The following is a 22,743-nucleotide window of genomic DNA, read 5'->3' on the forward strand; positions in this document are numbered from 1 at the left end:
CCCATCTTGCCGGCCGCTTCCTGGAACGCGGCGATGACATCGGCGTGCTGGCCCATGCCGAGATAGTCGTTGGAGCACCAGACGGTGATTTCCTCGGCGCGGCCATTGGAACGCCAGATGGCGCGCGGAAACTTGCCCGCGATGCGCTCAAGGTCGGCGAAGACACGATAGCGACGCTCCGCATGGAGCTGGTCGATCGCTTCTTCGAAGAACCGCTGGTAGTTCATGTCAGCTTCCCAATTTTGCGCGGGATCATAATCATTGGCCTATTGGTCGTCCACCGGGCCGTTTTGGTCAAAATGCCACGCCCCGCACCTGTTCCTAACGCTGGCCGATCGTGGCCTATTCCCATTCCACGACACGCTCTGTGGATCACTTTTGTTTCAGCATGATGCCACATTTGGTGAACGCCGGTTACCGAGGGTTCTAATGGCCATGCGGCAGGCTTTCCAGTAGAGCGGGGTTTGAGACAGTTTCCGATAAATCTTGAGATGCGAGGACGCTGATGACGGTTTTGGTGACAGGCGGTGCCGGCTATATCGGCAGCCACATGGTCTGGGAATTGCTGGATGCCGGCGAAAGCGTGGTCGTGCTCGACCGGCTTTCCACCGGCTTCGAATGGGCGGTGGCGCCGGAGGCAAAGCTGGTGGTCGGCGATGTCGCCGACAAGGAATTGGTCGGTTCGATCATCAGGGACAACCATGTCGATGCGATCATCCATTTCGCCGGTTCGATCGTGGTGCCGGAATCGGTCGCCGACCCGCTCGCCTATTACGAAAACAACACCTCGAAGACGCGCACGCTGATCGAAACCGCGGTGCGCGAGGGCGTGCCGCATTTCATCTTTTCCTCGACCGCCGCCGTCTATGGCGGCGCCGGGCTGGAGCCGGTGCGCGAGGATGCCCGCCTGGCACCGGAATCGCCCTATGGCATGTCCAAGCTGATGAGCGAGTGGATGTTGCGCGATGCCGGCCTCGCGCACGATATCCGCTACACTGCATTGCGCTATTTCAACGTCGCCGGCGCCGACCCCAAGGGCCGCACCGGCCAGTCGACCCCGGGCGCCACCCATCTGATCAAGGTCGCCTGCGAGACCGCGCTCGGCAAGCGCCCGTTCATGCAGGTGTTCGGCACCGACTACCCGACGCCGGACGGCACCTGCATGCGCGACTACATCCATGTCAGCGATCTGGCGGCGGCGCATCGCCTGGCCTTGCAGCGGCTGCGCGCCGGGGGACAGAGCCTCGTCGCCAATTGCGGCTACAGCCATGGCTATTCGGTGCTCGAGGTGATCGACAGTGTGCGTCGCGCCTTCGGCCACGATTTCGAGGTGAAGATGGGTGACCGGCGTCCCGGTGACGCCGCTGCCGTGGTCGCCAATTCGGACCTTGCCCGGGCGGAACTCGGCTGGACGCCGCAACGTGACGACCTCGACCAGATCGTTGCTGATGCGCTTGCCTGGGAACGCATCCTGACCAGCAAGAACTCCGCGCGCGGCTGAGCCAAGACCCCAAGGGCTCGCAAGCCGCGCGGTGACGCGCTATGGAAGCAGTCGCGACGCAGCGTGGAGGCGCTGCGCCACGACGAGCTTTGGGGGATGGCATGAAAATAACGGTGCTCGGGGCCGGCGTTGTCGGTACGGCCGCCGCCTATTACCTGGCGGCCGACGGTCACGAGGTCACCGTGATCGAGCGGCATCCAGCGCCGGCGCGCGGCACCAGCCAGTCCAATGCAGGCCTGGTTTCTCCGGGCGATGCCACTGCCTGGGCCTCTCCAGCGGCCCTGAGGACGTTCCTGCGCGCGCTCTGGAACCATGATCTCGGCATCAAGGTGCGGCTGCGCTTCGATCCCTATTTCCTCGCCTGGAGCCTGCGTTTCCTGCGCCAGTGCACGGTGGCGCGGCTGCGCGCCAACAGTGAGGTCAAATTGCGCCTGGCGCTCTATTCGCGCGAGTGCATCAACGCCATCTCCGCCGACACCGGCATCCACTATGACGAGCGCAAGAAAGGCATTCTCTATTTCTTCCGCTCGCAGCACAGCCTCGACACCGGCACCGACAATTACCGCTATCTGGCCGAGCATGGCCTGCCGATCGAGATTGTTGGCCGCGACCGGCTGGTCGAGCTGGAACCAGGCCTTGCCGGGGTTAAGGAGAAGATCGCCGGCGGCGTCTATTCGCCGATCGACCAGACCGGCGATTCCAGAATGTTCGTCGACAATCTCGCCGCCTATATCAGCGAAAAGCTTGGCGTCAAATTCCTGTTCGACACCACGGTCGAGGGCCTCGATATCGACGGCGACCGCGTGCGTGCGGTGATGACCTCGGCTGGTCCGATTGCAGCCGACGCCGTGGTTATTTCGATGGGGCCGGAAAGCGGCCTGCTTGGCCGCCGTTACGGCATCGACCTGCCGGTCTATCCGGTGAAGGGCTATACCGCGACCATTCCGCTGGAAGACGAGAGCAAAGGGCCAACCATGGGCGGCGCTGACGAGGACCAGCTGATGGCCTATTCGCGCCTTGGCAATCGATTGCGGTTGGCTTCGACCGCCGAATTCACCGGCTTCGACCGCACTCACAAACCCAGCGACTTTGCCACCATGTTCCGGACCGGAAAGGATCTGTTCCCCGGCGCCTTCGACGAGAAGAAAGCCGTATTGTGGGCAGGGCTCAGGCCGATGATGCCGAACTCGGTGCCGGTCATCGGCCAGGCGAAATACCGCAACCTTTACCTCGACACCGGCCACGGTCATGTCGGCTGGACCATGGCCTGCGGCTCCGGAAAGTTCCTGGCCGACCTCGTTGCCGGCAGAAAGCCCGAGATCGATCCGCAAGGGCTGGTCTACAGGGGATAAAAATGTCGGGACCGCAAGTCGCCATCGACCTTGGCCGCATCGAGCGCAACGCCCGCACCATCGTCGACCGCTGTGCGCTATCGGGTATCAAGGTGTTCGGTGTCACCAAAGGCACGTGCGGCATGCCGCAAGTGGCGCGTGCCATCCTGCGCGGCGGCGTGGCCGGCATTGCCGAATCGCGCTTCGAAAACATCCGCCGGCTGCGCGACAGCGGCATTAACGCGCCGATCATGCTGCTGCGCAGCCCGCCCATGGCGCGCATCGAGGAGGTGGTGCGCACCGTCGATATCAGCCTGCAATCGGAACTCGCCACCATCCGCGAGATCTCGCGCATCGCCGAGCGCATGGGCCGCGTGCACGACATCATGCTGATGATCGATCTCGGCGATCTCCGCGAAGGCATCTGGCCGAGCGACCTAATCCCCACTGTCGAGCGGATCCTTGAGTTCAAGGGCGTGCGCATCGCCGGCATCGGCACCAATCTCGGCTGCTTCGGCGCCATCATGCCGACGCCGGAGAATCTCGGGCAGCTCGTCGCCCATGCCTACAAGACCGAGCGCCTATCCGGCAAAAGCCTCGACTGGATTTCCGGCGGCGCCTCGTCATCTCTCACGCTGCTGCTCGAAGGCAAGCTGCCGGCCGGCATCAACAATCTCCGGGTCGGCGAGGCGATCCTGCAAGGCGGCATCGAGACCTTCCGCGATGTGCCATGGGCTGAACTCGAACCCGATGCCTGCCGCCTGACCAGCGACATCATCGAGGTCAAGCTCAAGCCGTCGCGGCCGATCGGCGAATCCGGCTACGACGCCTTCGGCAACCAGCCGGTCTTCCCCGATGAAGGCGATCGGGTGCGCGCCATCGCCAACATCGGCCGGGAGGACGTGCTGGTCGAAGGGCTGACGCCGATCGCCAAGGGGATAAGGGTGCTCGGCGCTTCCAGCGACCATCTGCTGCTCGATGTGCAGGACGCCGACCCGCGGCCCGTCGTCGGCGACCGCGTCGCCTTCCGCATGAGCTATGGTGCCATGCTGCTGGCGATGACGTCGGAGTATGTCGAGAAGGCGCCGATGCATGACGTCGCCGACTTTTCCGGCCGCAAGATGGTTTCGATCTCGGCCGAACAGGAGGCCGGCGGCATCCTCGCCCGCGAGGGAACCGGCGCGCGGCTGGAAGCGATGAATTTCGATGTCGTTGAACTCGCCGATGTCGAGCGGCCGCCCTCAGGCTTGATCCGGCTGAGTGTTGGCGCCGATCGCCGTATCGCCCACAAGGCGCTGACGGCGACGGCGCGCGCGACGCATTCCTTCGGCCTGATCTGGATCGATTCCATCGCCGCGCTGATGCCCGAAGATGAGGATGGCATTGACCTGCCGGAGGGTTCGGTTCTGGCGCGTACCCTTGGTCTCGACCATAAGGCCGGCGCGCTGCAGCCGCAGCTGTCGCCGGAAAATGTCGTCATCGTTGGTCTGCGCCATGCCGACCCGGCCGAGGCGCGGGTGCTGAAAGATTCGCGGGTATCGGCCTTCACCATGACCGATATCGACGCCACGGGCATGCGCGATCTGATGCATGAGGCGATCCGCATAGCCACATCGGGCACGCAAGGTTTTCATGTCAGCTATTCTCCGACGGCAACCGAGTTCGCCGGCTGGGCGGCCGGCTCTGGCGGGCTGACGGTGCGCGAGACGCATCAGGCGATGGAGGCGATCGCGCTCTCCGGCGGGCTGCTGTCGATGGATGTTTCTGGCCTGGTCGCGGATTTGGAGCCCCGGATCGGCACCGACATGGTGAACTTCGTCATGTCTGCCTTCGGTAAGCGGATCCTGTGATCAGCCCCGTGCTTCGACCGCCGTGCGCCAGGCGCTGACATAGTCCGCCCAGGCCGGGTCGGTTGGCGGCTCTGTTCTTTCGCCCTTGCCGTGCGTCGTTACCTGATCCGATGCCAGCAATGCCGCGCCGATGCTGGTCCCGGTTGCGGCCTCTGATGCGATGATGCCCCGTGCAGTCGCTGCCGCCAGCATGCCGACGAAAAGACGGTTGCGGGCAAACGGTCCTTCGACGGTGGTTGGGCCGTCGGCGCCGATCAGCTCGAGGCAGGTCGCCGTCATCAGCGCCAGATAGAAGGAGATGGCGGCGAAGCGCTGGCCGTTGCTGATGCCATCGGCATTGAGCCATGTTGCGGCCTGGTGTGGGAACGGCCCTGACCCTTGCTGGGTCGAAGGCAGCAGCAACGTCTTTCGCCCCAGCACGGCACCGATATCGTCTTCGGTCCAGTTCTCCGGCTGCCCTTCCGTCAGCAGCGAAAACTCTCGGCCACCCATGAAACGGGCCGAGGGGACGGGGTCGCCCAGCGCATTGACATTGACCAGCGTATCGCGCGCCGGATCGAGGTCTACCGTCCTGCCGCCGACCGCCATTGACACCACCCAGGTGCCGGTCGAGACGACGGAGAAGGGCGGCGCGTCAGACTGGAGATGCGGCAACAGCGAGGCGTTGGAATCGTGCAGGCCGCAGAACACCGGCGTCTGCGCATCAAGTCCGATTCGCGCGGCAAGCGCCGGCAGGATCGGGCCGAGGCGGTCCTTGGCCGGCCGCACCGGCGCCATCAGGTGACGCCAATTCAGACTGTCGACCAGCGACGAAAAATCCGCGGTCCATGGGTTCCACAGATCGGTGTGGCAACCGAGCGAAGTCACCTCGTTGGTGACGACGCCGGTCAGACGCAGCGCCCAGTATTGCGGGTACATCAGCATCGCAGCGGTCCGCGCGAACTCCACCGGAAAGCTTTTCTGCTGCCAGAAGAATTGTGCGCCGAGATTGAGGCCGAGGGGCAGGCGCGGCGTGCCGGTCTCGGCGAAAGCCGGACGAATTGCATCATACTCCGCCGCCAGCCTGTCGGGTCCGTCGAACTCATAGTCGAGCACCGGCAGCACCAGTTCGCCCGCGGCATCGACCAGTGCGCCGGTTGCGCCGTGGGTGGTGATCGAAATGGCGTCGATGCGCTGTTCGCCGTTGAGGCTGGCCAGGCTGTCTAGGATGAACGTCCACAGCGCCTCGACATCGTGATGCGGGTAGGGCGCCCGGCGCAGCGGCGCATTGGCCATGCGGTGCAGCGCCACCTCGCTCAATGTCGCCAGATCGACCAGCGCCACCTTGGCGTTGGTCTTGCCGATATCGATGACGGCGATGTGGCGCAGAGCACTCATGCCATATAAAACATTGTTTCCAGGGGCACTGCCACCGGCTCGTTGTCCGGCTTCGTCTCCATGAGGTCGGCCATATGGGCCCACCAGCGCTGCATCACCGGATGCCTGGGCAGGTCGGCCATGCCATGGTCGTCGCGCCGCCACAGCACGCCGAACAGGATGTTGGTTTCCTCATCGAGATGGATGGAATAATCCGAAACGCCGGCCTGCTTGAGCAGCGCGACCAGCGCCGGCCAGATCTCGTCGTGGCGCTTCTTGTACTCGGCCCTCATGCCGGGCTTGAGCTTCATCTTGAACGCGTATTTCTCCGGCATCACCTGTTACCACGCAGCCGCCGCCAGACGATCGGCAGGGCGATGACGATGATCAGCAGCAGGCCGATGAAGATCGACATGACGATGCCGGGCACATTGAGCAGGCCAAGCCCGAAGGTCACCAGCCCCATGATGAAGGCGGCGAGCACGACGCCGACAATGCTGCCGGCGCCGCCGAGGATGCTGACGCCGCCGAGCACCACCATGGTGATGACTTCGAGCTCATAGCCCTGCGCGATCGACGGCCGGGTCGAGCCGAGCCGCGAGGTGATCAGCACCGAGGCGACACCCGACATCAGCCCGGTCAGGCAGAACAGGATGAATTTGATGCGGCCGACGCGCACGCCCGAAAACTGTGCCGCGACCGGATTGTTGCCGATGGCAAAGACGCGGCGGCCGAAACTCGTGCGGTGCAGCAGGAACCAGTAGACGACTGCCGCGATGAGAAAGAGCACCAGTTCGAACGACACCACCCACCAGACATAACCCTGGCCGAAGAAGGCAAAACTTTCGGGATAGCCCTTGTAGGCCTGGTCGCCGAGAATGATGAAGGCGATGCCGCGAAACAGGCTCATCGTGCCGATGGTCACGACGATCGACGGCAGGCCGAGCCTCGTCACCAGCAACCCGTTGAAGGCGCCGCAGCCGAGCCCGACGACGATGCCGATCGCCACCAGCTCTGGCGTGCCGGCGCCGGCCTGCACCGCCATGCCCATCATGGTCGACGCCAACGCTATGATAGCGGCCACCGACAGGTCGATCTCGCCCGAAATGATCAGCAGCGCCATGGCAAAGGCGATCAGGCCCTTCTCGGTGAAATTGAAGGTCAGGTCCGAGAGCGAGTAGGGGTCGAGGAAATAGGGCGAGGCGAAGCTGTTGATGGCGAAGATGGCGACAGCCACCAAGACCAGCAGCGCCTCCCAGGAAAAGATCGCCGAAGAGAGCGGCTTGTCGAGCCGGTCGGGAATGTGACGCGGGGCAGGGATGTCGGTCATGCCGCCTCCACCTTTCTCAGGATGATGCGGCCCTGCTGGCGTTCGCCACGCGCATTCAGCACGACGGCCAGGATGATGGCGCTGCCCGAAATCGCCATCTGCCAGAAGGGCGAGATGTTGATGACCGGCAGCGCGTTGGAGATGATGCCGAGGAACAGCGCGCCGAGCACCGCACCACCGACCGAGCCGATGCCGCCGGCGATCGAGATGCCCCCGATTACGCAGGCCGCGATGATGTTGAGCTCATAGCCGTTGGCGACCTCGACCGAGGCGATCACATAGCGCGAGATCCAGAGGTAGCCGGCAAGCCCCCCGATCATGCCGGAGATGCAGAAGACGATGAATTTCGTGCGGCCGACATCGATGCCGGTATAGACCGACGCCGTCGGGTTGACGCCGATGGCATAGATCGAGCGGCCAAGCGCGGTACGCGTCATCAGCACGAAGAACAGCGCGATGACCAGGATGGCGATCCAGGACAGCACTGGAATGCCGAGGAAGGCGGCGCGCTGGAAGCCGATGAACTCGGGGCTCATCTTGTCGGCATTGACCCAGGCGCCGCCGGACAGGACGAAGGTGGCGCCGCGATAGATGGTCAGCGTACCCAGGGTCACCACGATCGAAGGAATGTTCAACCGCCATACCAGAAGGCCGTTGATGGCTCCCAGCACCAGCCCGACGGCGAGCGCGATGACGATCAGCACCGGGATCGGGATCGCCGGATGCGCCGCGTTCAGCATCGCCACCACCATGCCGGTGAAGCACAGATTGGAGGCCATCGACAGGTCGATCGACCGGGTCAGGATGACGACCATCTGGCCGAGCGCCAGGATCATCAGGATCGAGGTGTCGTTGAACACCTGGCGCAGATTGCCTGGGTCGGCGAAGGCCGGGAAGCGGGTCGAGATCAGCCCGATCAGCACGATGATGGCCGCTGCCAGCCAGATTTCGCGGTATTTCAGGAAAGCCTTCATGCCGCGATCCCCGCTGCCGTCCGGACCAGCGTCTCGGCGTCCAGCCCCTTGTTGTCATAGACCGCCGCGACCAGACCCTCGCGCATGACGACGACGCGGTCGGACATGCCGAGGATTTCGGGCAGTTCCGATGACACCATGATCACGGACAGGCCCTGCGCCACGAGCTCGGCCATGAAGCCGTGCACGGCCGCCTTGGAGCCGATGTCGATGCCCTTGGTCGGTTCGTCGAGGATGATCACCTTTGGCGCAGTCGCCAGCCATTTGGCAATGACGATCTTTTGCTGGTTGCCACCCGACAGCGTGCCGACATCCTGGCTAAGTGAGGAGGCCCTCAGGTCGAGGCGCTCGGTGTAGGAGCGGGCGAGCGAAAATTCCTCGGCCAACCGGAGCAGGCCTGACTTCGAGGTGCGCTTGAGTGAGGGCAGCGAGACATTCTGGAAGATCGGCAGGCCGATCACCACGCCTTGCTTGCCGCGCTCTTCCGGCACATAGACGATGCCGGCCTCGATCGAATCCGCCGCCGATTTCGGTGCGATCACCTTGCCTTCCAGCGTGATCGTGCCGCTTGATGTGCGGGTGATACCTGAAATCGCCTGCATCACTTCGCTGCGTCCGGCGCCGACAAGACCGTAGAAGCCGAGGATTTCGCCCTTGTGCAGCTCGAAGCCGATGTCGTTGAACTCGGTCGGGTGCGACAGGCCGGCGATGGAAAGCACCGGCGCGCCGATCTCGGCCTTGCGCCGCGGAAAAATGTGGTCGACGGAGCGGCCGACCATCATGCGCACGATCTGGCTCTGGCTGGCGTCCTTGATAAGGCCTTCACCGACCATCTCGCCGTCGCGGAACACCGTGTAGCGGTCGGCGATCCGATAAATCTCGTCGAACTTGTGGCTGATGAACAGGATCGCCTTGCCTTCGCTCTTGAGGAATTCGATCAGCAGGAAGAGCTCCTCGATCTCCTTCATCGAAAGGGCTGCGGTCGGCTCGTCCATGATGACGATCTGGGCGTCGATCGACATGGCCCGCGCCACGGCAACGAGATGCTTGTTGGCAATGCCAAGGTCCTTCAGCCGCGCGTCGGCGCCGATGTGGCCGGCATGCATGGTGTCGAGCACTTCGCGCGCATTTTTGCGCATCGTGCGCCAGTCGATGATGCCGAAGCGCGTGCGCGGCGCATGGCCGAGAAAGATGTTTTCGGCGACCGAAAGATCGTCGAACAGGACCGTTTCCTGATGGATGGCAGTGACGCCGTGGCCGAAAGCGGCATGCGCGCTGTGGAGAGTGGCGGCCTGGCCGTCGATGCTGATGGTGCCCGCATCGGGCTGATAGATGCCGGTCATGATCTTGACCAGTGTCGACTTGCCGGCGCCGTTTTCGCCGATCAGCGCCGTCACCTGGCCGGGATAGAGCGACAGGCTGACATCATGCAGCGCACGCACGCCGGGAAAGCTCTTCGAGATGCCGGACAGCGTCAGGCGTGGGGTGGAGGCTGTTGACCCCTCCTTCACCGTGCCGTGTTGGGCTGTCGTGTCCATGGTCGTATCAAGCCTGAAAGAAGGGTCCGTTTAAAGTCGCGGCGGGACGTGAGCCCCGCCGCGGCAGCTTGAGAGGGTTCCGGATCAATAGATCTTGGAGAACTTCTCGATGTTGGTCTTGTCGAACTGGAAGGGCGGAGCCATCGCAGCCGAGTTCGAGTCGTCGAGCGTGACCTTGCCGACGCGGCCGATCGACAGGGTCGCGCCGGGCTTCGCCTCTTCCTTCTTCACCGCCAGATCATGGGCGAGGTAGACGGCCGAGTAGCCGAGGTCGATCGGGTTCCAAAGAGCCACGGCCTGTGAAGCGCCGTTGTCGATGAACTTCTTGAACTCGGACGGCAGTGCGAGGCCAGTGACATTGACCTTGCCGATCAGATTCTCGTCGGTGACGACCTGGGCGGCGGCAACGACGCCGACGGTGGTCGGCGCGATGATCGCCTTGAGGTTCGGATAGGACTTCAGCAGGCCCTTGGCTTCGTCGGTGCTCTTGGCCGAGTCGTCATCGCCATAGACGGTGGCGACGAGTTTGATCTTCGGAAATTTCTCCGGCAGGATTTTCTTGGCCGCGTCGATCCAGGCGTTCTGGTTGGTCGCGGTCGAGGACGCCGACAGGATGGCGACGTCGCCGCCTTCCGGCAGATAGTCGGCGGCAAGCTTGATGATGGTCTCGCCGATCAGGCCGGTGTCGGACGGATTGAGGTGAAGCTGGCGGCCTTCCTTGGCGACGCCGGAATCCCAGGAGATGACGGTGATGCCGCGCTCCATGGCCTTCTTCAGCACCGGCACCAGCGCGTCGGCGTCATTGGCGGAAATGGCGATGGCGTTGACCTTCTGCGCGATCAGCGAGTTGACCACTTCGATCTGCGCTTCGGCGGTAGCCTTGGTCGGACCGGTGTAGATGATGTCGACATCGCCGAGTTCCTTAGCCGCCTCTTCGGCGCCCTTGTTGGCGGCGTCGAAGAAGCCGTTGCCGAGCGACTTCACCACCAATGCGATCTTGACGTTCTCGGCATAGGCGGCATTCACGAACATGGCGGCCGAGAACGCGGCCGTCACCATCAATTTCTTCAGAAAGCTCATCGAATATCCTCCCTTGAGCGTTGCATTCCATCGCCGCTGCGGGCGTGAGGGTGTCTCAGGCCTGCAGTGAAGATTCTTCCTTTGCCGACTTGCGGGCGACGATCAGCGTCACGCCTGCGGTCTCCAACATCTTGGCTTCGCGATCCTCGATGCCGTCATCGGTGATGACGGTGGCGATGCGCGACAGGCCGCACAGGATCAGGCTGGAGCGCTTGCGGAATTTCGAGGAGTCGACCAGCACCACCAGCTCGTCGGCCTGGTCGATCAATTTCTGTTCCGCCTGGATCAGCAGCGGGTCGCCTTCCATCAGGCCGAGCGGGCCCAGCCCTTGCGCGCCCATGAACATGCGGCGCGCATAAAAATTGCGCGTCACGTCATTGTCGAAGGGCGACAGGATGATGTTCTGCTCGCGATAGATCGTGCCACCCGACAGCATCACCGTGTTCTTGGAGTGCTTGAGCAGATGCTCGGCGATCGGGAACGAATTGGTGAAGATCGGCATGCGGCGGCCGGTCAGGAAATGCACCATCTGAAAGGTGGTGGTGCCGCCATTGATGATGATCGGCTCGCCGTCCCCGCACAATTCGACCGCTTCTCGTGCAATCGCCCGCTTCTGCGAAGCGTTGATCGTTTCGTTGACGGAAAAGGGCCGGCCGGCCAGGCCTATGAATTGCGGTGGCGAGATCGCCTCGGCGCCGCCGCGCACCCGGCGCAGGCGCTTTTGCACATGAAGAGCCGCGATGTCGCGCCGGATCGTTGCCTCGGACGACTCCGTCAGGTCGACCATCTCCTGCACCGTCACCACAGGCTTTTCCTGGACGGCGGACAGAATGATCCTGTGGCGCTCTTTTTCGTGCATGGTTCCTCCCTGCCTGGTCATCTAGGCACTCAAAACGAGCAGTGTCAATCATTTCCGATCATATAATTTCATTGTGCAGTGCAATATGATTGATGTTGATCGTTTATGATTGACAAGCGGGCTGCTTGCGTAGACATTCCCGGCAAAATGGACCGCGGCGCTTTGCGTCCCAGGGAGGATAACTATGCTCGACAAGCGCTCCGGCTCGCGCCTTGCCAATCTGTGGGATGATGCGAAAGCCAAGGGGATGAGCGACCCCGAGCTTCTGGTCTATCGTTCCAACACACTCGGCTCCGACAAGCGCGTCACCAATTATGGTGGCGGCAACACCTCCTCCAAGATCCAGCAGAAGGATCCGCTCAGCGGCGAGACCGTCGAAGTGCTCTGGGTCAAGGGCTCCGGTGGCGACAGCGCTTCGATCAAGCTCGATGGCTTCGCCACGCTCTACATGGACAAATTGCGCGCGCTGAAAGGCCTTTATCGCGGCGTTGAGCATGAGGACGAGATGGTGGGCTATCTGCCCCACTGCACCTTCAACCTCAATCCGCGCGCGGCCTCGATCGACACGCCGCTGCACGCCTATGTGCCGAAGCCTTTCGTCGACCACATGCATCCCGATGCCATCATCGCGATTGCCGCGGCGAAGGATTCCAAAGCGCTGACCAAGGAGATCTTCGGCGATGCCATCGGCTGGCTGCCGTGGAAGCGGCCTGGCTTCGAACTTGGCCTGTGGTTGGAGAAGTTCTGCGTCGAAAACCCGGCCGCCAAGGGCGTCATCCTCGAAAGCCACGGCCTGTTCACCTGGGGCGACACGCCCAAGGAATGCTACGAGACGACGATTTCGGTGATCAACCAGGCGATCGAGTGGTTCGAGCGCCGCTCCGAGGGCCTGGCGATCTTCGGCGGCGAAGTGGTCAAGTCGCTCGATGCCAAGGAGCGCCGTGCCATCGCGGCGAAACTGATGCCGAAAATTCGCGGCCTGATCTCGGAAAAGAGCCACAAGCTCGGCCATTTCGACGATTCCGCCGCCGTGCTCGAATTCGTCAACTCCAGGGATTTGCGGCCGCTGGCGGCACTCGGCACCTCCTGCCCGGACCATTTCCTGCGCACCAAGATCCGACCGCTGGTCATTGAGTTCGATCCGGCAAAGCCTGATGTCGATGCGGTGATCGCCCGCCTCGCCGACGACATCGCCGAATACCGTGTCGGCTACCAGGCCTATTACGACAGCTGCAAGCATCCGGACTCGCCGGCCATTCGCGATCCCAATGCCGTGGTCTATCTGATGCCCGGCGTCGGCATGTTCACCTTCGCCGGCGACAAGGCGACGGCGCGCATCTCGGGCGAATTCTACGTCAACGCCATCAACGTCATGCGCGGCGCCTCGACTGTCTCCTCCTATGTCGGGCTGCCGGCGCAGGAGGCTTTCGACATCGAATACTGGCTGCTCGAGGATCTCAAATTGCAGCGCATGCCGAAGCCGAAGTCGCTCGCCGGCCAGATCGCGCTGGTCACCGGCGGCGCCGGCGGCATCGGCCGCGCGACGGCCAACCGGTTGCTGCGCGAAGGCGCCTGCGTCGTGCTGGCCGACATCGATGAAACAGCGCTCGCCAGCGCCAATGAGGAGCTGGCCAAGGCCTATGGCAAGGATTTTGTCCGCCCCGTGGTCATCAACGTCACCTCGGAAGACCAGGTCATCGCCGGCTTTGCCGAGACGGCGGTCGAGTTCGGCGGCATCGACATTCTGGTGTCGAATGCCGGTCTCGCTTCCTCGGCGCCGATCGAGGAGACGTCGCTGGCGCTGTGGAACAAGAACATGGATATCCTGTCCACGGGCTATTTCCTGGTCTCGCGGGAAGCCTTCCGGCTGTTCAGGGTCCAAAAAATCGGCGGCAATGTCGTCTTCGTCGCCTCCAAGAACGGCCTTGCCGCTTCGCCCAATGCGGCCGCCTATTGCACCGCCAAGGCCGCCGAAATCCATCTGGCGCGATGCCTTGCGCTAGAGGGCGCGGAAGCGCAGATCAGGGTCAATGTCGTCAATCCGGACGCGGTGCTGCGCGGTTCAAAAATCTGGACCGGCGAGTGGAAGGAACAGCGCGCCGCCGCCTACAAGATGTCCACGGACGATCTGGAAGAACATTACCGCTCGCGCTCGATGCTGAAGCGCTCGGTCTTCCCGGAAGACATCGCCGAGGCGATCTATTTCTTCGCCTCCGACATGTCGGCCAAATCGACCGGCAACATCATCAACGTCGACGCCGGCAACGCGCAGAGCTTTACGCGCTAATTTTGGAGCGCTTCCCTTCTCCCGTTCACGGGGAGAAGGTGGCCCGATGGGCCGGATGAGGGGCGGCGCCAGCCGAACACATTCTTGGGAGGAACCTGCACTTGTCCGAAACCATCATCTCGGCCGACCTCGTCGCCAGCCACAACACCGCGCGTGAGCCCGACCTCGAGCGCGACTACGCCTCGCTCGGCGAGCGCCTCGACCGCCGGGGCATCGCCATCGACGCTATCCGCGGCAAGGTGGAAAAATTCGCGGTTGCCATACCGTCCTGGGGCGTCGGCACCGGCGGCACGCGCTTTGCCCGCTTTCCCGGCGCCGGCGAGCCGCGCGACATCTTCGACAAGATCGAGGACTGCGCTGTCATCAGCCAGTTGACGCAGGCGACGCCGACCGTTTCCTTGCACATTCCGTGGGACAAGGCCGATCCGAACCGGCTCAAACAGGCGGCTTCGCGCTTCGGCCTCGGCTTCGACGCCATGAACTCCAACACCTTCTCCGACGCCAAGGACCAGAAGCTCTCCTACAAATTCGGCTCGCTCTCGCATGCCGATGCCGGCACGCGCCGGCAAGCGGTCGAGCACAATCTCGAATGCATCGAGATCGGCAAGACGCTCGGCTCCAAGGCGCTGACGGTGTGGATCGGCGACGGCTCGAACTTTCCCGGCCAGGTCAATTTCGCCAAGGCGTTCGAGCGCTATCTCGACGCCATGAAGCAAGTCTATGCCGGGCTGCCCGCTGACTGGAAGCTGTTCACCGAACATAAGATGTACGAACCGGCCTTCTATTCCACGGTCGTACAGGACTGGGGCACCAACTACCTCATCGCCAAGGAATTGGGCGACAAGGCCTTTTGCCTCGTCGACCTCGGTCACCACGCGCCCAACGTCAACATCGAGATGATCGTGTCGCGGCTGATCCAGTTCAAGAAACTCGGCGGCTTCCACTTCAACGATTCGAAATATGGCGATGACGACCTCGACGCCGGCTCGATCGATCCCTACCGGCTGTTCCTGGTCTTCTACGAACTGGTCGATGCCGAACTGTCCGGCGCCGAGGGTTTCGATCCCGCTCACATGCTCGACCAGAGCCACAACGTCACCGATCCGATCGAAAGCCTGATGCTGTCGGCGGTCGAGGTGCAGCGCGCCTATGCGCAGGCGCTGCTGGTCGATCGCAAGGCGCTGGAAGGTTTTCAGGAGGCCAACGACGCGCTGATGGCGACGCAAACCCTGAAGGCGGCCTACCGCACCGATGTCGAGCCGATCCTGGCCATGGCGCGGCTGAACACCGGCGGCGCCATCGATCCGGTCGCCGCCTACCGCGCGGCGGGCTACCGGGCCAAGGTCGCGGCCGAGCGGCCGGCGGTTGCCGGTGGCTCGGGCGGAATTGTCTGACACCGAGCCAGCCCCCTCATCCGGCCGCTTCGCGGCCACCTTCTCCCCATTGGGTAGAAGAGACTGGCGTCGGCGCTGACAAGCTCCTCTCCCTCGGGGAGAGGTCGGATTGCCTCGAATTGCCCTTCGCAATTCGGTTGGCAATTAGGGTGAGGGGGTCTCTTTCTCACGCTCCTTCAATTGTCAGTAGACTCGATCAGTCCAACACGGTCTTCTAGGCATCCCCCGCCAGGAGAACCCGCCATGCACGTCACCCGTCGGACATTGATCGCCGCCAGTCTTTCCATCACCTTCGCCCTCGCGCCACTGACCAGCGTCTTTGCGGCATCCCCCGCACCGGCCAAGGGCGAGCATGGCATGGTGGTGACTGCCCAGCATCTGGCCTCGGAGGTCGGCGTCGAGGTGCTGAAGAAGGGCGGCAATGCCGTCGATGCGGCGGTCGCCGTCGGCTATGCGCTGGCCGTCGTCTACCCCAATGCCGGCAACATCGGCGGCGGCGGCTTCATGACCATCCGTTTCGCCGATGGCAAGTCGACCTTTCTCGATTTTCGCGAGCGCGCGCCGCTGGCGGCGACCAAGACGATGTATCTCGACAAGGATGGCAACCCGGTGAAGGGCGCCAGCCTGGACGGCTATCTCGCCGTCGGCGTGCCTGGCTCGGTCGCCGGTTTGGAAATGGCGCGCGAGAAATATGGCACGCTTTCAAGACAGGACCTGATGGCTCCGGCTATTCGCTATGCCAGGGATGGTTTCATCCTCAATCAGGGCGATGCCGCCTCATTTGCCGGCAGTGCTGAAAGGTTGGCGAAGGACCCGGCGGCGGCTGCCGCCTTCCTGAAACCCGACGGCAAGTCCTACGGCATCGGCGAGAAGCTGGTTCAACCTGACCTTGCCGCGTCGCTCTCGGCGATTTCCGAAAAAGGCCCCGATGCCTTCTACAAGGGCGCCATCGCCGACGCCATCGTCAAGGTGAGCGGCGCCAAGGGCGGCATTCTGGCCAAACAGGATTTCGAGCAATATGCGGTGCGCGAACTGAAACCCGTCACCTGCTCCTATCGCGGCTACGAGATCACCTCCTCACCGCCGCCGAGCTCCGGCGGTGTCATCATCTGCGAAATCCTCAACGTGCTCGAAGGCTATCCGTTGTCCTATCTCGGTACTGGCTCGGCCGAGACGGTGCATGTCATGGTCGAGGCGATGCGCCATGCCTATGTCGATCGCAACTCGGCGCTCGGCGATCCCGATTTCGTCGACAATCCGATCTCGAAACTGCTGGACAAGGCCTATGCCAAGGATATCCGCGACAAGATCGATCCGTTCCGGGCCGGCGTATCGCAGGACCTGATGCCGAAGGGTTTTGGCGAGTCGAAGGAAACGACGCATTATTCGATCATCGACAAGGACGGCAATGCGGTCGCGGTGACCTATACGCTGAACGGCTCCTTCGGCGCCGGCGTCGTTGCCGACGGCACCGGCATCCTGCTCAACAACGAGATGGACGATTTCACCCAGAAGCCCGGCGTGCCCAACCTCTATGGCCTGGTCCAGGGCGAGGCCAACGCCATCCAGCCGAAGAAGACACCGCTCTCATCGATGAGCCCGACCATCGTCGCCAAGGACGGCAAGCCGTTCATGGTTATCGGCAGCCCGGGCGGCTCGCGCATCATCACCATCACGCTGGAAGTGATCGTCAACGTCATCGACCACGGCATGAACATCCAGGAAGCGATCGACGCGCCGCGCATCCATCATCAATGGTTGCCCGACACGGTTTATGTCGAGCCGTTCGGCCTGTCGCCGGACACCGAGAAATTGCTGGCCGGAATGGGCTACCATCTCGATCTCGGCGGGCAGACCTGGGGGCAGGCGGCCGGCATCTTGGTCGGCGGCAAGAGTCTGGCGGAAATCGAGAAGGGCGGCGGCGCGCGCTACAATGGCGCCATCGACAGCCGCGCCGCCTCAGGCGAGGCGCTCGGATACTGATCCCAGGTGGATTCTCGGATAGCGCCGGCTCACGGTAGGGCCGGGGTCATCAGGTAACCAGCGTGACGGTCGATGCGATCAGCATCAGGGCGGCGATGCCGACGAACAGCGCGTAGATGCGCGGCCGGTCGAGCAGAAGCGCGTTTCCGGAGATCCAGGCCGAGGTGGCGCCGCCGAGCGCGAAGAGGAAGCCGTTGCGATGGCCAAAGGTCATCGACGCGGCCATCAGTCCGCCAATGATTAGAGCGCCGAACACGATGATCACGGCGACCGCGTACTTCTCGAAATCGTTGCCACCGCCCATGGCTGGCCCGATCGCATTCAGATTGGACAGGTCGTCCGGATCGAAAGGGTTCGTCGACCCGTATTCGTCTTGACCGATCGATTCTCGCATCACTCATTCTCCGCTGACCGGCAACAAACCATCAACACTTGCCGAGTGCAACCCGATCGCACGCCCCTCTCCGTGTTGGCCGTCATCTTCAACACGTTCCGGCGGCGCTTGTCACCGCTTTTTCGGGGCACCCTGCTCGAATGCAACACCCGCCAGCGCTCTGACGGCACGCCGTGATCTCATTTCCATATAGGCCCCGTTCTCGGAGAAAAGATGATGCCGCCGATCAATTCGACGCCCGCATGCGCCACGCGGCTGCGGCGGGGAGTCGCAGCATCCAGGCATGCGACAGCGAGATTGTTGATATCCGGTTGCATCTTAAATGTTGACTATGAAAATCATGTTTTATAGTCAACCGACATGGGCCGCTCGAGGCCGTCGTCCGCAAACAGGCACGCCACGTTGGAAACAGACCAGGAAGCCCGGCCCGGCAGGACAGCCAATCGTGCGCGCGGCTGGATAACCCGACGCGGCACTTTCGCGCTGTTCGCATTGCCCTTGGCCGTACTCATGCCGCGGGCGGCCGCGGCGAAGCCTTTGCGCATCGTCTGCCTGGACGACGGACTGGCGGAGACCTTGCTGATGCTCGGCGTTACACCAATCGCCGTCGCCGACCATGAAGTCTGGGAGAAGTGGGTGGTCGAGCCGCCACTGCCGCCTGAAGTTGCCGATATCGGCACGATCCTGGAGCCCAATCTCGAATTCCTGCAGCAGCTTCGCCCCGACATCATCCTCTCCACTCCCTATCTCGACGGCATCAAGCCGCTGCTCGAACGCGTCGCGCCGGTGACGACGATCGGCATCTACACGCCGGACGGCCAGCCCTATCGGCGTGCAATCGAGGCGACCCGGCAGCTCGCGGCACTGGTCGGGAAGGAAAGCGAAGGCGAAGCGCTGATCGCGGCGACGGAAGCCTGTTTCGCCGATGTCAGGCAGAGGCTGGAACCGCTTTCGGCGCGGCCGATCTACGCCGTCAGCTTTCTCGATCCCCGCAATGTGCGCGTCTATGGCGAGAAAAGCCTGTTTCAGGCGGTGTTCGACCGCATCGGCATCCGTAACGCCTGGACCGGCGAGACAAATTACTGGGGATTTGCAACCGTCGGCATCGACGGCCTGGCGACGTCGAGTGACGCGCGCCTTGCCTATCTCGAGCCCCTGCCTGAAGGGGCGGGCGGCACGCTGACCGAAAGCCCGGTCTGGAACGCCATGCCTTTCGTGCGCAACCGCTCGATCATGCGCCTTGCCCCAGCGCTGATGTTCGGCGCGCTGCCTTCGGCGAGCCGCTTTGCCCGGCTGCTGGCCGCTGCGCTGACGGCGGAGCACGCCGGTGGCTGAGCAGCAAGCAATCTTGTCCGGCGATGCCAGCCTCGTCTCCGGTCGTGCGTCGTCGTCCCGTATATCAGACAGATATCCCCTGGGCGCGATTCTGCTTTGCGTCGTGCTCCTTGGCGCTGCAGCCGCAGCGACCCTCTCGAACCTCGTCGTGCAATTGCCGCCGGCGCTCTGGCTCGATGCGCTCGCCAGCCCCGATATCGACGACATGCGGCAGGTGCTCGTCCATTACGCCTTCCTGCCCAGGCTTGCCGTCAGCCTTCTCTGCGGCGCGGCCCTCGGATTGGCCGGGACGGTGCTGCAACAGGTCCTGCGCAACCCGCTCGCCTCGCCCGAAACCATCGGCGTCTCGGCCGGCGCCCATCTGGCGCTGGCGCTGGCGACGCTGCTTGCGCCGTCGCTGCTTGCCCACGGCCGCGAATGGGTGGCGCTTGCCGGCGCCTTGACCGCCCTTGCCGCGGTCTTCGCGCTGTCCCGGCACAAGGGCCTGTCGCCGCTCTCGGTCGTGCTCGCCGGGCTCGTCGTCAGCCTCTATGCCGGCGCCATTGGTGCCGCACTGGTGGTGCTGCGGCATGAATGGCTGGCGAGCCTATTCATCTGGGGCGCCGGCTCGCTCGGCCAGCAGGACTGGTCGAAGACGCTGTGGCTCTTGCCGCGCCTGGGCGGTGCCGCGCTGCTGATCGGGCTGATGGTGCGGCCGTTGACCTTGCTTGGCCTCGACGATGAAGGCGCGCGCAGCCTGGGCGTCCCGCTCGGCGCCTATCGCTTCGCCGGACTGGCGGCGGCGGTCGCGCTCATCGCCTTTGTCGTCGCCGCCGTCGGCGTCATCGGTTTTGTCGGCCTCGCCGCCGCGACCCTTGCCCGCATCGGCGGCGCCCGGCGGCTCGGCCAGCAGCTGGTGATGGCGTCGCTCATCGGCGCCGCCTTGCTGTGGGCTGCCGACCAGGGCGTGCAGATCGCGACCGGCCCGCAAGGTGACCTGCTGCCGACCGGCGCGATGATGGCGCTTCTCGGCGCGCCGCTGTTGCTGTGGCTGCTGCCGCGCCTGGCGCTCGGGCTGGAAACGCCGGCGCTCGGTTCGGAGCGCCTGCCGCGCGCTCGCCACTCCGCCCTCGTGCTGGCGGTTATCGGCGGCGTCCTGCTTCTGCTGCTCGGGCTGGCCCTGCTTTATGCGCCGGGGCCGCATGGCTGGGCATTCGCGTTTGGCGACCAGTTGCAACCCTTGTTGTCCTGGCGGCTGCCCCGGGTCTCCGCTGCGCTGTCGGCTGGCGCCATGCTGGCGTTGGCCGGGCTGATGATGCAGCGTCTCACCGGCAATCCGATGGCCAGCCCCGAAGTGCTCGGCATCAGCGCCGGCGCCGCGCTCGGCATGATGGTGGCGCTGTTTTCGCTGTCAGATGCCGGCCGCCCAGTGCAGACCGCCGCCGCCACCATCGGTGCCTTCGCTGCCCTCTTGGTGACGCTGTCGATCGGCCGCCGCGCCGCCTACGCGCCGGAGCGGCTGCTGCTTGCCGGCGTCGCTATGACCGCCCTATTCGACGCGCTGATCCTGGTGCTCACCGCCACCGGTGACCCGCGCGCCATGCTTTTGCTCAACTGGCTCACCGGCTCGACCTATAGCGTCGACACGGGTTCGGCCTTTTTCACCTCGACAACAGCCTTTTGCCTGTTCCTGGCAACCCCGCTCTTCATGCGCTGGTTGGACATGCTGCCGCTTGGATCGGCCGCGGTGCAAAGCCTTGGCGTTAACCTCAGGGCAACGCGGCTTCTGGTGCTTCTGATGGTGGCAGCGCTCACTGCCGCGTCGACGCTGGTGGTCGGGCCGTTGACCTTCATCGGCCTGATGGCGCCGCACCTGGCACGCCGCCTCGGCCTGTCGCGCGCGCTGCCGCAAGCCATCGGCGCGATGCTTGCCGGCGCGCTGATCATGGTCTGCGCCGACTGGGTCGGCCGCACCGCCATCTTTCCGCGCCAGATCCCGGCCGGCCTCGTCGCCACGCTGATCGGCGGCCCGGTGCTGATGTGGCTGTTGCGCCGCCGCTGATTTTGTCCCTGTGAGATATTCATGTCCAAGTCGACGCCAGCCTCGATCGCCGACACCACCGTCCACGATCTCCTGTCCAGCGCGGGCGGCGACCCCTGGCGGGTCTTCATCCATGTGCCGTCCGGGCCGGCGCCCGAGGCCGGCTGGCCGGTGCTCTACTTGACCGACGGCAACGCCGTCATCGGCACGGCGGTCGACGCCATGCGTGCGCAGGCCTTCTATCCCTTGGGCACCAATGTCGGCTGGGGCGTCATTGTCGCCATCGGCTATCCCGTCGACGGCGCTTATGACCCACTGCGCCGCTCCTGGGACCTCGGCCCGCCGCCGGGTAAGACCTATCCGCCCTTCTATGAGGGCACATCAGAAGTCAGGACCGGCGGGGCAGGGGATTTTCTGGCCTTCATCGAGGAAGAACTGAAGCCCTGGGTCGCCGGCCGGACCAGGATCGATGAGAAGCGCCAGGCGCTTTACGGCCATTCCTTCGGCGGCCTGTTCGCACTCTACGCGTTGTTCACCCGCCCGCTTTCGTTCCGCACCTTTATCGCCGCCAGCCCCGCCATTTATTGGGAAGACCGCGCCATCGACCGCTTTCTCGAAGGCTTCGAGGCGGCCGTCCCCGATGGCCTGACGGCCGATGTGATCCTGTCGGCCGGCGAGTACGAGACCGAGAAGCTGGCGCCGTTCCAAATCGGCGCGGAGGACGAGGAAAAGCGCCTGCAGCAGAAGAAGCTGACACGCACAGGTGAATTCGCGCGGGCAATGGCCGAGCGCCTCGACGCTCTGCCTGGGATCCGCGCGAGCTTCGAGCTGCATGCCGGCGAAAACCACATGTCGATCCTGCCGGTGACGGTCAACCGTGCGGTGCAGGCTGCCTTCGCGGTGAGGGAAAGGAATACCGCCCTTGAACGCCTGCCTCGGTGAGACGGTAGGCACCGCGCGCCGTCATTCCTGTGAAGGGGGGGCGCTCAATCGACGATAGGGGACGCCATCGAAGCTTGCCGTCACAAAATCCGTGACGGACATCTTGCGCTTGCGTCCGTCGCTGCAGGCGTAAACCGGCCAACCGGCATCGCTGCATTCGCTGGCAGCGCAGATACGCGCCAGGCAGTTACCGATAGTCAATCGGAAGCCGCCCTTGCCGACGAAGCCTTGCAACAAGCTGCCGTCCGCCGCGCGCCATGTCCGCGCACGGAATTCCGCCCGCAAAAGCGATGGTTCGAGAGAGACCGCAAGATTGGTTTCGCCGGGACGCCCTGTGAGCTGCAGACGGAAGCGCGCCATTGCAGTCGCGTATGCGGTCACAAGATCTGGTTCGCGAAAATAGGCGATCGGCAGGTTGGAGCGGTCAAGCAGATGAGACATGCGCTCGCTTGCCTCAACCGGCGTCAGCAAGACAACAAAGGTAAGAAAGGCGAAGCAAGCTCGCGACATTTTCCAGCAGCCACATCGATCTCGGCCTGCCGGTTTGGCCCCGGTTGCCCGTCCAGTAA

At 63.7% G+C, this 22,743-nt stretch carries 18 protein-coding genes and 1 pseudogene; 9 read left to right on the forward strand and 10 right to left on the reverse strand.

Annotation, left to right across the window (positions count from 1 at the left end; translation table 11 throughout):
• Positions 1-227, reverse strand: a pseudogene (locus AC04SF_RS34575) (5-aminolevulinate synthase); the annotation flags it as partial.
• Positions 228-505: 278 nt separating this feature from the next.
• On the opposite strand from AC04SF_RS34575, the gene galE reads away from it, so the two are divergent.
• From galE to AC04SF_RS34590, 3 genes are all read left to right on the forward strand, one after another.
• Positions 506-1,501 (forward strand): UDP-glucose 4-epimerase GalE, encoded by a 996-nt coding sequence (galE, locus tag AC04SF_RS34580; RefSeq protein WP_488481429.1) that lies wholly within the window; start codon positions 506-508, stop codon positions 1,499-1,501.
• Between the two features lie 101 nt (positions 1,502-1,602).
• Positions 1,603-2,853, forward strand: a complete 1,251-nt coding sequence (locus AC04SF_RS34585; protein WP_488481430.1) for a D-amino acid dehydrogenase — start codon at positions 1,603-1,605, stop codon at positions 2,851-2,853.
• Positions 2,854-2,855: 2 nt separating this feature from the next.
• Positions 2,856-4,682 carry an alanine racemase gene (locus tag AC04SF_RS34590; protein ID WP_488481431.1) on the forward strand — a complete coding sequence of 609 codons (1,827 nt, stop codon included), beginning with the start codon at positions 2,856-2,858 and terminating at the stop codon, positions 4,680-4,682.
• On the opposite strand, the gene AC04SF_RS34595 is transcribed toward AC04SF_RS34590, so the two are convergent.
• The 7 genes from AC04SF_RS34595 to AC04SF_RS34625 all read right to left on the reverse strand — a co-directional run bounded on the left by AC04SF_RS34595 (position 4,683) and on the right by AC04SF_RS34625 (position 11,819).
• Positions 4,683-6,059 (reverse strand): FGGY-family carbohydrate kinase, encoded by a 1,377-nt coding sequence (locus AC04SF_RS34595; RefSeq protein ID WP_488481432.1) that lies wholly within the window; start codon positions 6,057-6,059, stop codon positions 4,683-4,685.
• The gene (rhaM, locus tag AC04SF_RS34600; protein WP_488481433.1) at positions 6,056-6,373 is read right to left on the reverse strand and encodes an L-rhamnose mutarotase; all 318 of its coding nucleotides are present in this window, start codon (positions 6,371-6,373) and stop codon (positions 6,056-6,058) included. Before rhaM ends, AC04SF_RS34595 begins: the two co-directional genes overlap by 4 nt.
• Entirely contained in the window at positions 6,373-7,368 is a 996-nt protein-coding gene (locus AC04SF_RS34605; RefSeq protein WP_488481434.1) for an ABC transporter permease, read from the reverse strand. The genes rhaM and AC04SF_RS34605 overlap by 1 nt, the downstream gene beginning before the upstream one ends.
• Positions 7,365-8,342, reverse strand: coding sequence for an ABC transporter permease (locus AC04SF_RS34610; RefSeq protein ID WP_488481435.1), 978 nt, complete (start codon positions 8,340-8,342; stop codon positions 7,365-7,367). The genes AC04SF_RS34605 and AC04SF_RS34610 overlap by 4 nt, the downstream gene beginning before the upstream one ends.
• Positions 8,339-9,880 (reverse strand): sugar ABC transporter ATP-binding protein, encoded by a 1,542-nt coding sequence (locus tag AC04SF_RS34615; protein WP_488481436.1) that lies wholly within the window; start codon positions 9,878-9,880, stop codon positions 8,339-8,341. Before AC04SF_RS34615 ends, AC04SF_RS34610 begins: the two co-directional genes overlap by 4 nt.
• Before the next feature lie 84 nt (positions 9,881-9,964).
• Positions 9,965-10,960, reverse strand: coding sequence for a rhamnose ABC transporter substrate-binding protein (rhaS, locus tag AC04SF_RS34620; protein ID WP_183456234.1), 996 nt, complete (start codon positions 10,958-10,960; stop codon positions 9,965-9,967).
• Positions 10,961-11,015: 55 nt separating this feature from the next.
• The gene (locus AC04SF_RS34625; protein WP_013897232.1) at positions 11,016-11,819 is read right to left on the reverse strand and encodes a DeoR/GlpR family DNA-binding transcription regulator; all 804 of its coding nucleotides are present in this window, start codon (positions 11,817-11,819) and stop codon (positions 11,016-11,018) included.
• Positions 11,820-12,003: 184 nt separating this feature from the next.
• On the opposite strand from AC04SF_RS34625, the gene AC04SF_RS34630 reads away from it, so the two are divergent.
• The 3 genes from AC04SF_RS34630 (at position 12,004) to ggt (ending at position 17,483) form a co-directional block, all read left to right on the forward strand.
• Positions 12,004-14,106 (forward strand): bifunctional rhamnulose-1-phosphate aldolase/short-chain dehydrogenase, encoded by a 2,103-nt coding sequence (locus AC04SF_RS34630; RefSeq protein WP_488481437.1) that lies wholly within the window; start codon positions 12,004-12,006, stop codon positions 14,104-14,106.
• 101 nt (positions 14,107-14,207) lie between these two features.
• Positions 14,208-15,500 (forward strand): L-rhamnose catabolism isomerase, encoded by a 1,293-nt coding sequence (rhaI, locus tag AC04SF_RS34635; RefSeq protein WP_488481438.1) that lies wholly within the window; start codon positions 14,208-14,210, stop codon positions 15,498-15,500.
• A gap of 243 nt (positions 15,501-15,743) precedes the next feature.
• Positions 15,744-17,483, forward strand: a complete 1,740-nt coding sequence (ggt, locus tag AC04SF_RS34640; protein ID WP_488481439.1) for a gamma-glutamyltransferase — start codon at positions 15,744-15,746, stop codon at positions 17,481-17,483.
• Between the two features lie 49 nt (positions 17,484-17,532).
• On the opposite strand, the gene AC04SF_RS34645 is transcribed toward ggt, so the two are convergent.
• On the reverse strand, positions 17,533-17,877 hold the full coding sequence (locus AC04SF_RS34645) for a hypothetical protein (protein ID WP_096453505.1): 345 nt from the start codon (positions 17,875-17,877) through the stop codon (positions 17,533-17,535).
• Positions 17,878-18,336: 459 nt separating this feature from the next.
• Between AC04SF_RS34645 and AC04SF_RS34650 the strand changes: the two genes are divergently transcribed.
• The 3 genes from AC04SF_RS34650 to AC04SF_RS34660 are packed head-to-tail and all read left to right on the forward strand — an operon-like array spanning position 18,337 to position 22,174.
• Entirely contained in the window at positions 18,337-19,212 is an 876-nt protein-coding gene (locus AC04SF_RS34650) for an ABC transporter substrate-binding protein (RefSeq protein ID WP_488481466.1), read from the forward strand.
• Entirely contained in the window at positions 19,205-21,253 is a 2,049-nt protein-coding gene (gene fhuB, locus AC04SF_RS34655; RefSeq protein WP_488481440.1) for a Fe(3+)-hydroxamate ABC transporter permease FhuB, read from the forward strand. Before AC04SF_RS34650 ends, fhuB begins: the two co-directional genes overlap by 8 nt.
• 21 nt (positions 21,254-21,274) lie before the next feature.
• The gene (locus AC04SF_RS34660) at positions 21,275-22,174 is read left to right on the forward strand and encodes an alpha/beta hydrolase (RefSeq protein WP_488481441.1); all 900 of its coding nucleotides are present in this window, start codon (positions 21,275-21,277) and stop codon (positions 22,172-22,174) included.
• 21 nt (positions 22,175-22,195) lie between these two features.
• Here AC04SF_RS34660 and AC04SF_RS34665 read toward each other — a convergent pair whose 3' ends face one another.
• On the reverse strand, positions 22,196-22,615 hold the full coding sequence (locus AC04SF_RS34665; RefSeq protein ID WP_488481442.1) for a hypothetical protein: 420 nt from the start codon (positions 22,613-22,615) through the stop codon (positions 22,196-22,198).
• Positions 22,616-22,743: the final 128 nt, after the last annotated feature.

It is taken from the genome of Mesorhizobium sp. CNPSo 4671 (assembly GCF_057784245.1).

What these genes read in the sequence shown, in the direction of transcription:
- AC04SF_RS34625 (WP_013897232.1), bottom strand. Translation starts at nt 11,819, where the DNA reads ATGCACGAAAAAGAGCGCCACAGGATCATTCTGTCCGCCGTCCAGGAA.
- ggt (WP_488481439.1), top strand. Translation starts at nt 15,744, where the DNA reads ATGCACGTCACCCGTCGGACATTGATCGCCGCCAGTCTTTCCATCACC.
- AC04SF_RS34605 (WP_488481434.1), bottom strand. Translation starts at nt 7,368, where the DNA reads ATGACCGACATCCCTGCCCCGCGTCACATTCCCGACCGGCTCGACAAG.
- AC04SF_RS34590 (WP_488481431.1), top strand. Translation starts at nt 2,856, where the DNA reads ATGTCGGGACCGCAAGTCGCCATCGACCTTGGCCGCATCGAGCGCAAC.
- AC04SF_RS34610 (WP_488481435.1), bottom strand. Translation starts at nt 8,342, where the DNA reads ATGAAGGCTTTCCTGAAATACCGCGAAATCTGGCTGGCAGCGGCCATC.
- AC04SF_RS34665 (WP_488481442.1), bottom strand. Translation starts at nt 22,615, where the DNA reads ATGTCTCATCTGCTTGACCGCTCCAACCTGCCGATCGCCTATTTTCGC.
- rhaS (WP_183456234.1), bottom strand. Translation starts at nt 10,960, where the DNA reads ATGAGCTTTCTGAAGAAATTGATGGTGACGGCCGCGTTCTCGGCCGCC.
- AC04SF_RS34595 (WP_488481432.1), bottom strand. Translation starts at nt 6,059, where the DNA reads ATGAGTGCTCTGCGCCACATCGCCGTCATCGATATCGGCAAGACCAAC.
- AC04SF_RS34585 (WP_488481430.1), top strand. Translation starts at nt 1,603, where the DNA reads ATGAAAATAACGGTGCTCGGGGCCGGCGTTGTCGGTACGGCCGCCGCC.
- galE (WP_488481429.1), top strand. Translation starts at nt 506, where the DNA reads ATGACGGTTTTGGTGACAGGCGGTGCCGGCTATATCGGCAGCCACATG.
- AC04SF_RS34645 (WP_096453505.1), bottom strand. Translation starts at nt 17,877, where the DNA reads ATGCGAGAATCGATCGGTCAAGACGAATACGGGTCGACGAACCCTTTC.
- AC04SF_RS34660 (WP_488481441.1), top strand. Translation starts at nt 21,275, where the DNA reads ATGTCCAAGTCGACGCCAGCCTCGATCGCCGACACCACCGTCCACGAT.
- rhaM (WP_488481433.1), bottom strand. Translation starts at nt 6,373, where the DNA reads ATGCCGGAGAAATACGCGTTCAAGATGAAGCTCAAGCCCGGCATGAGG.
- AC04SF_RS34630 (WP_488481437.1), top strand. Translation starts at nt 12,004, where the DNA reads ATGCTCGACAAGCGCTCCGGCTCGCGCCTTGCCAATCTGTGGGATGAT.
- AC04SF_RS34615 (WP_488481436.1), bottom strand. Translation starts at nt 9,880, where the DNA reads ATGGACACGACAGCCCAACACGGCACGGTGAAGGAGGGGTCAACAGCC.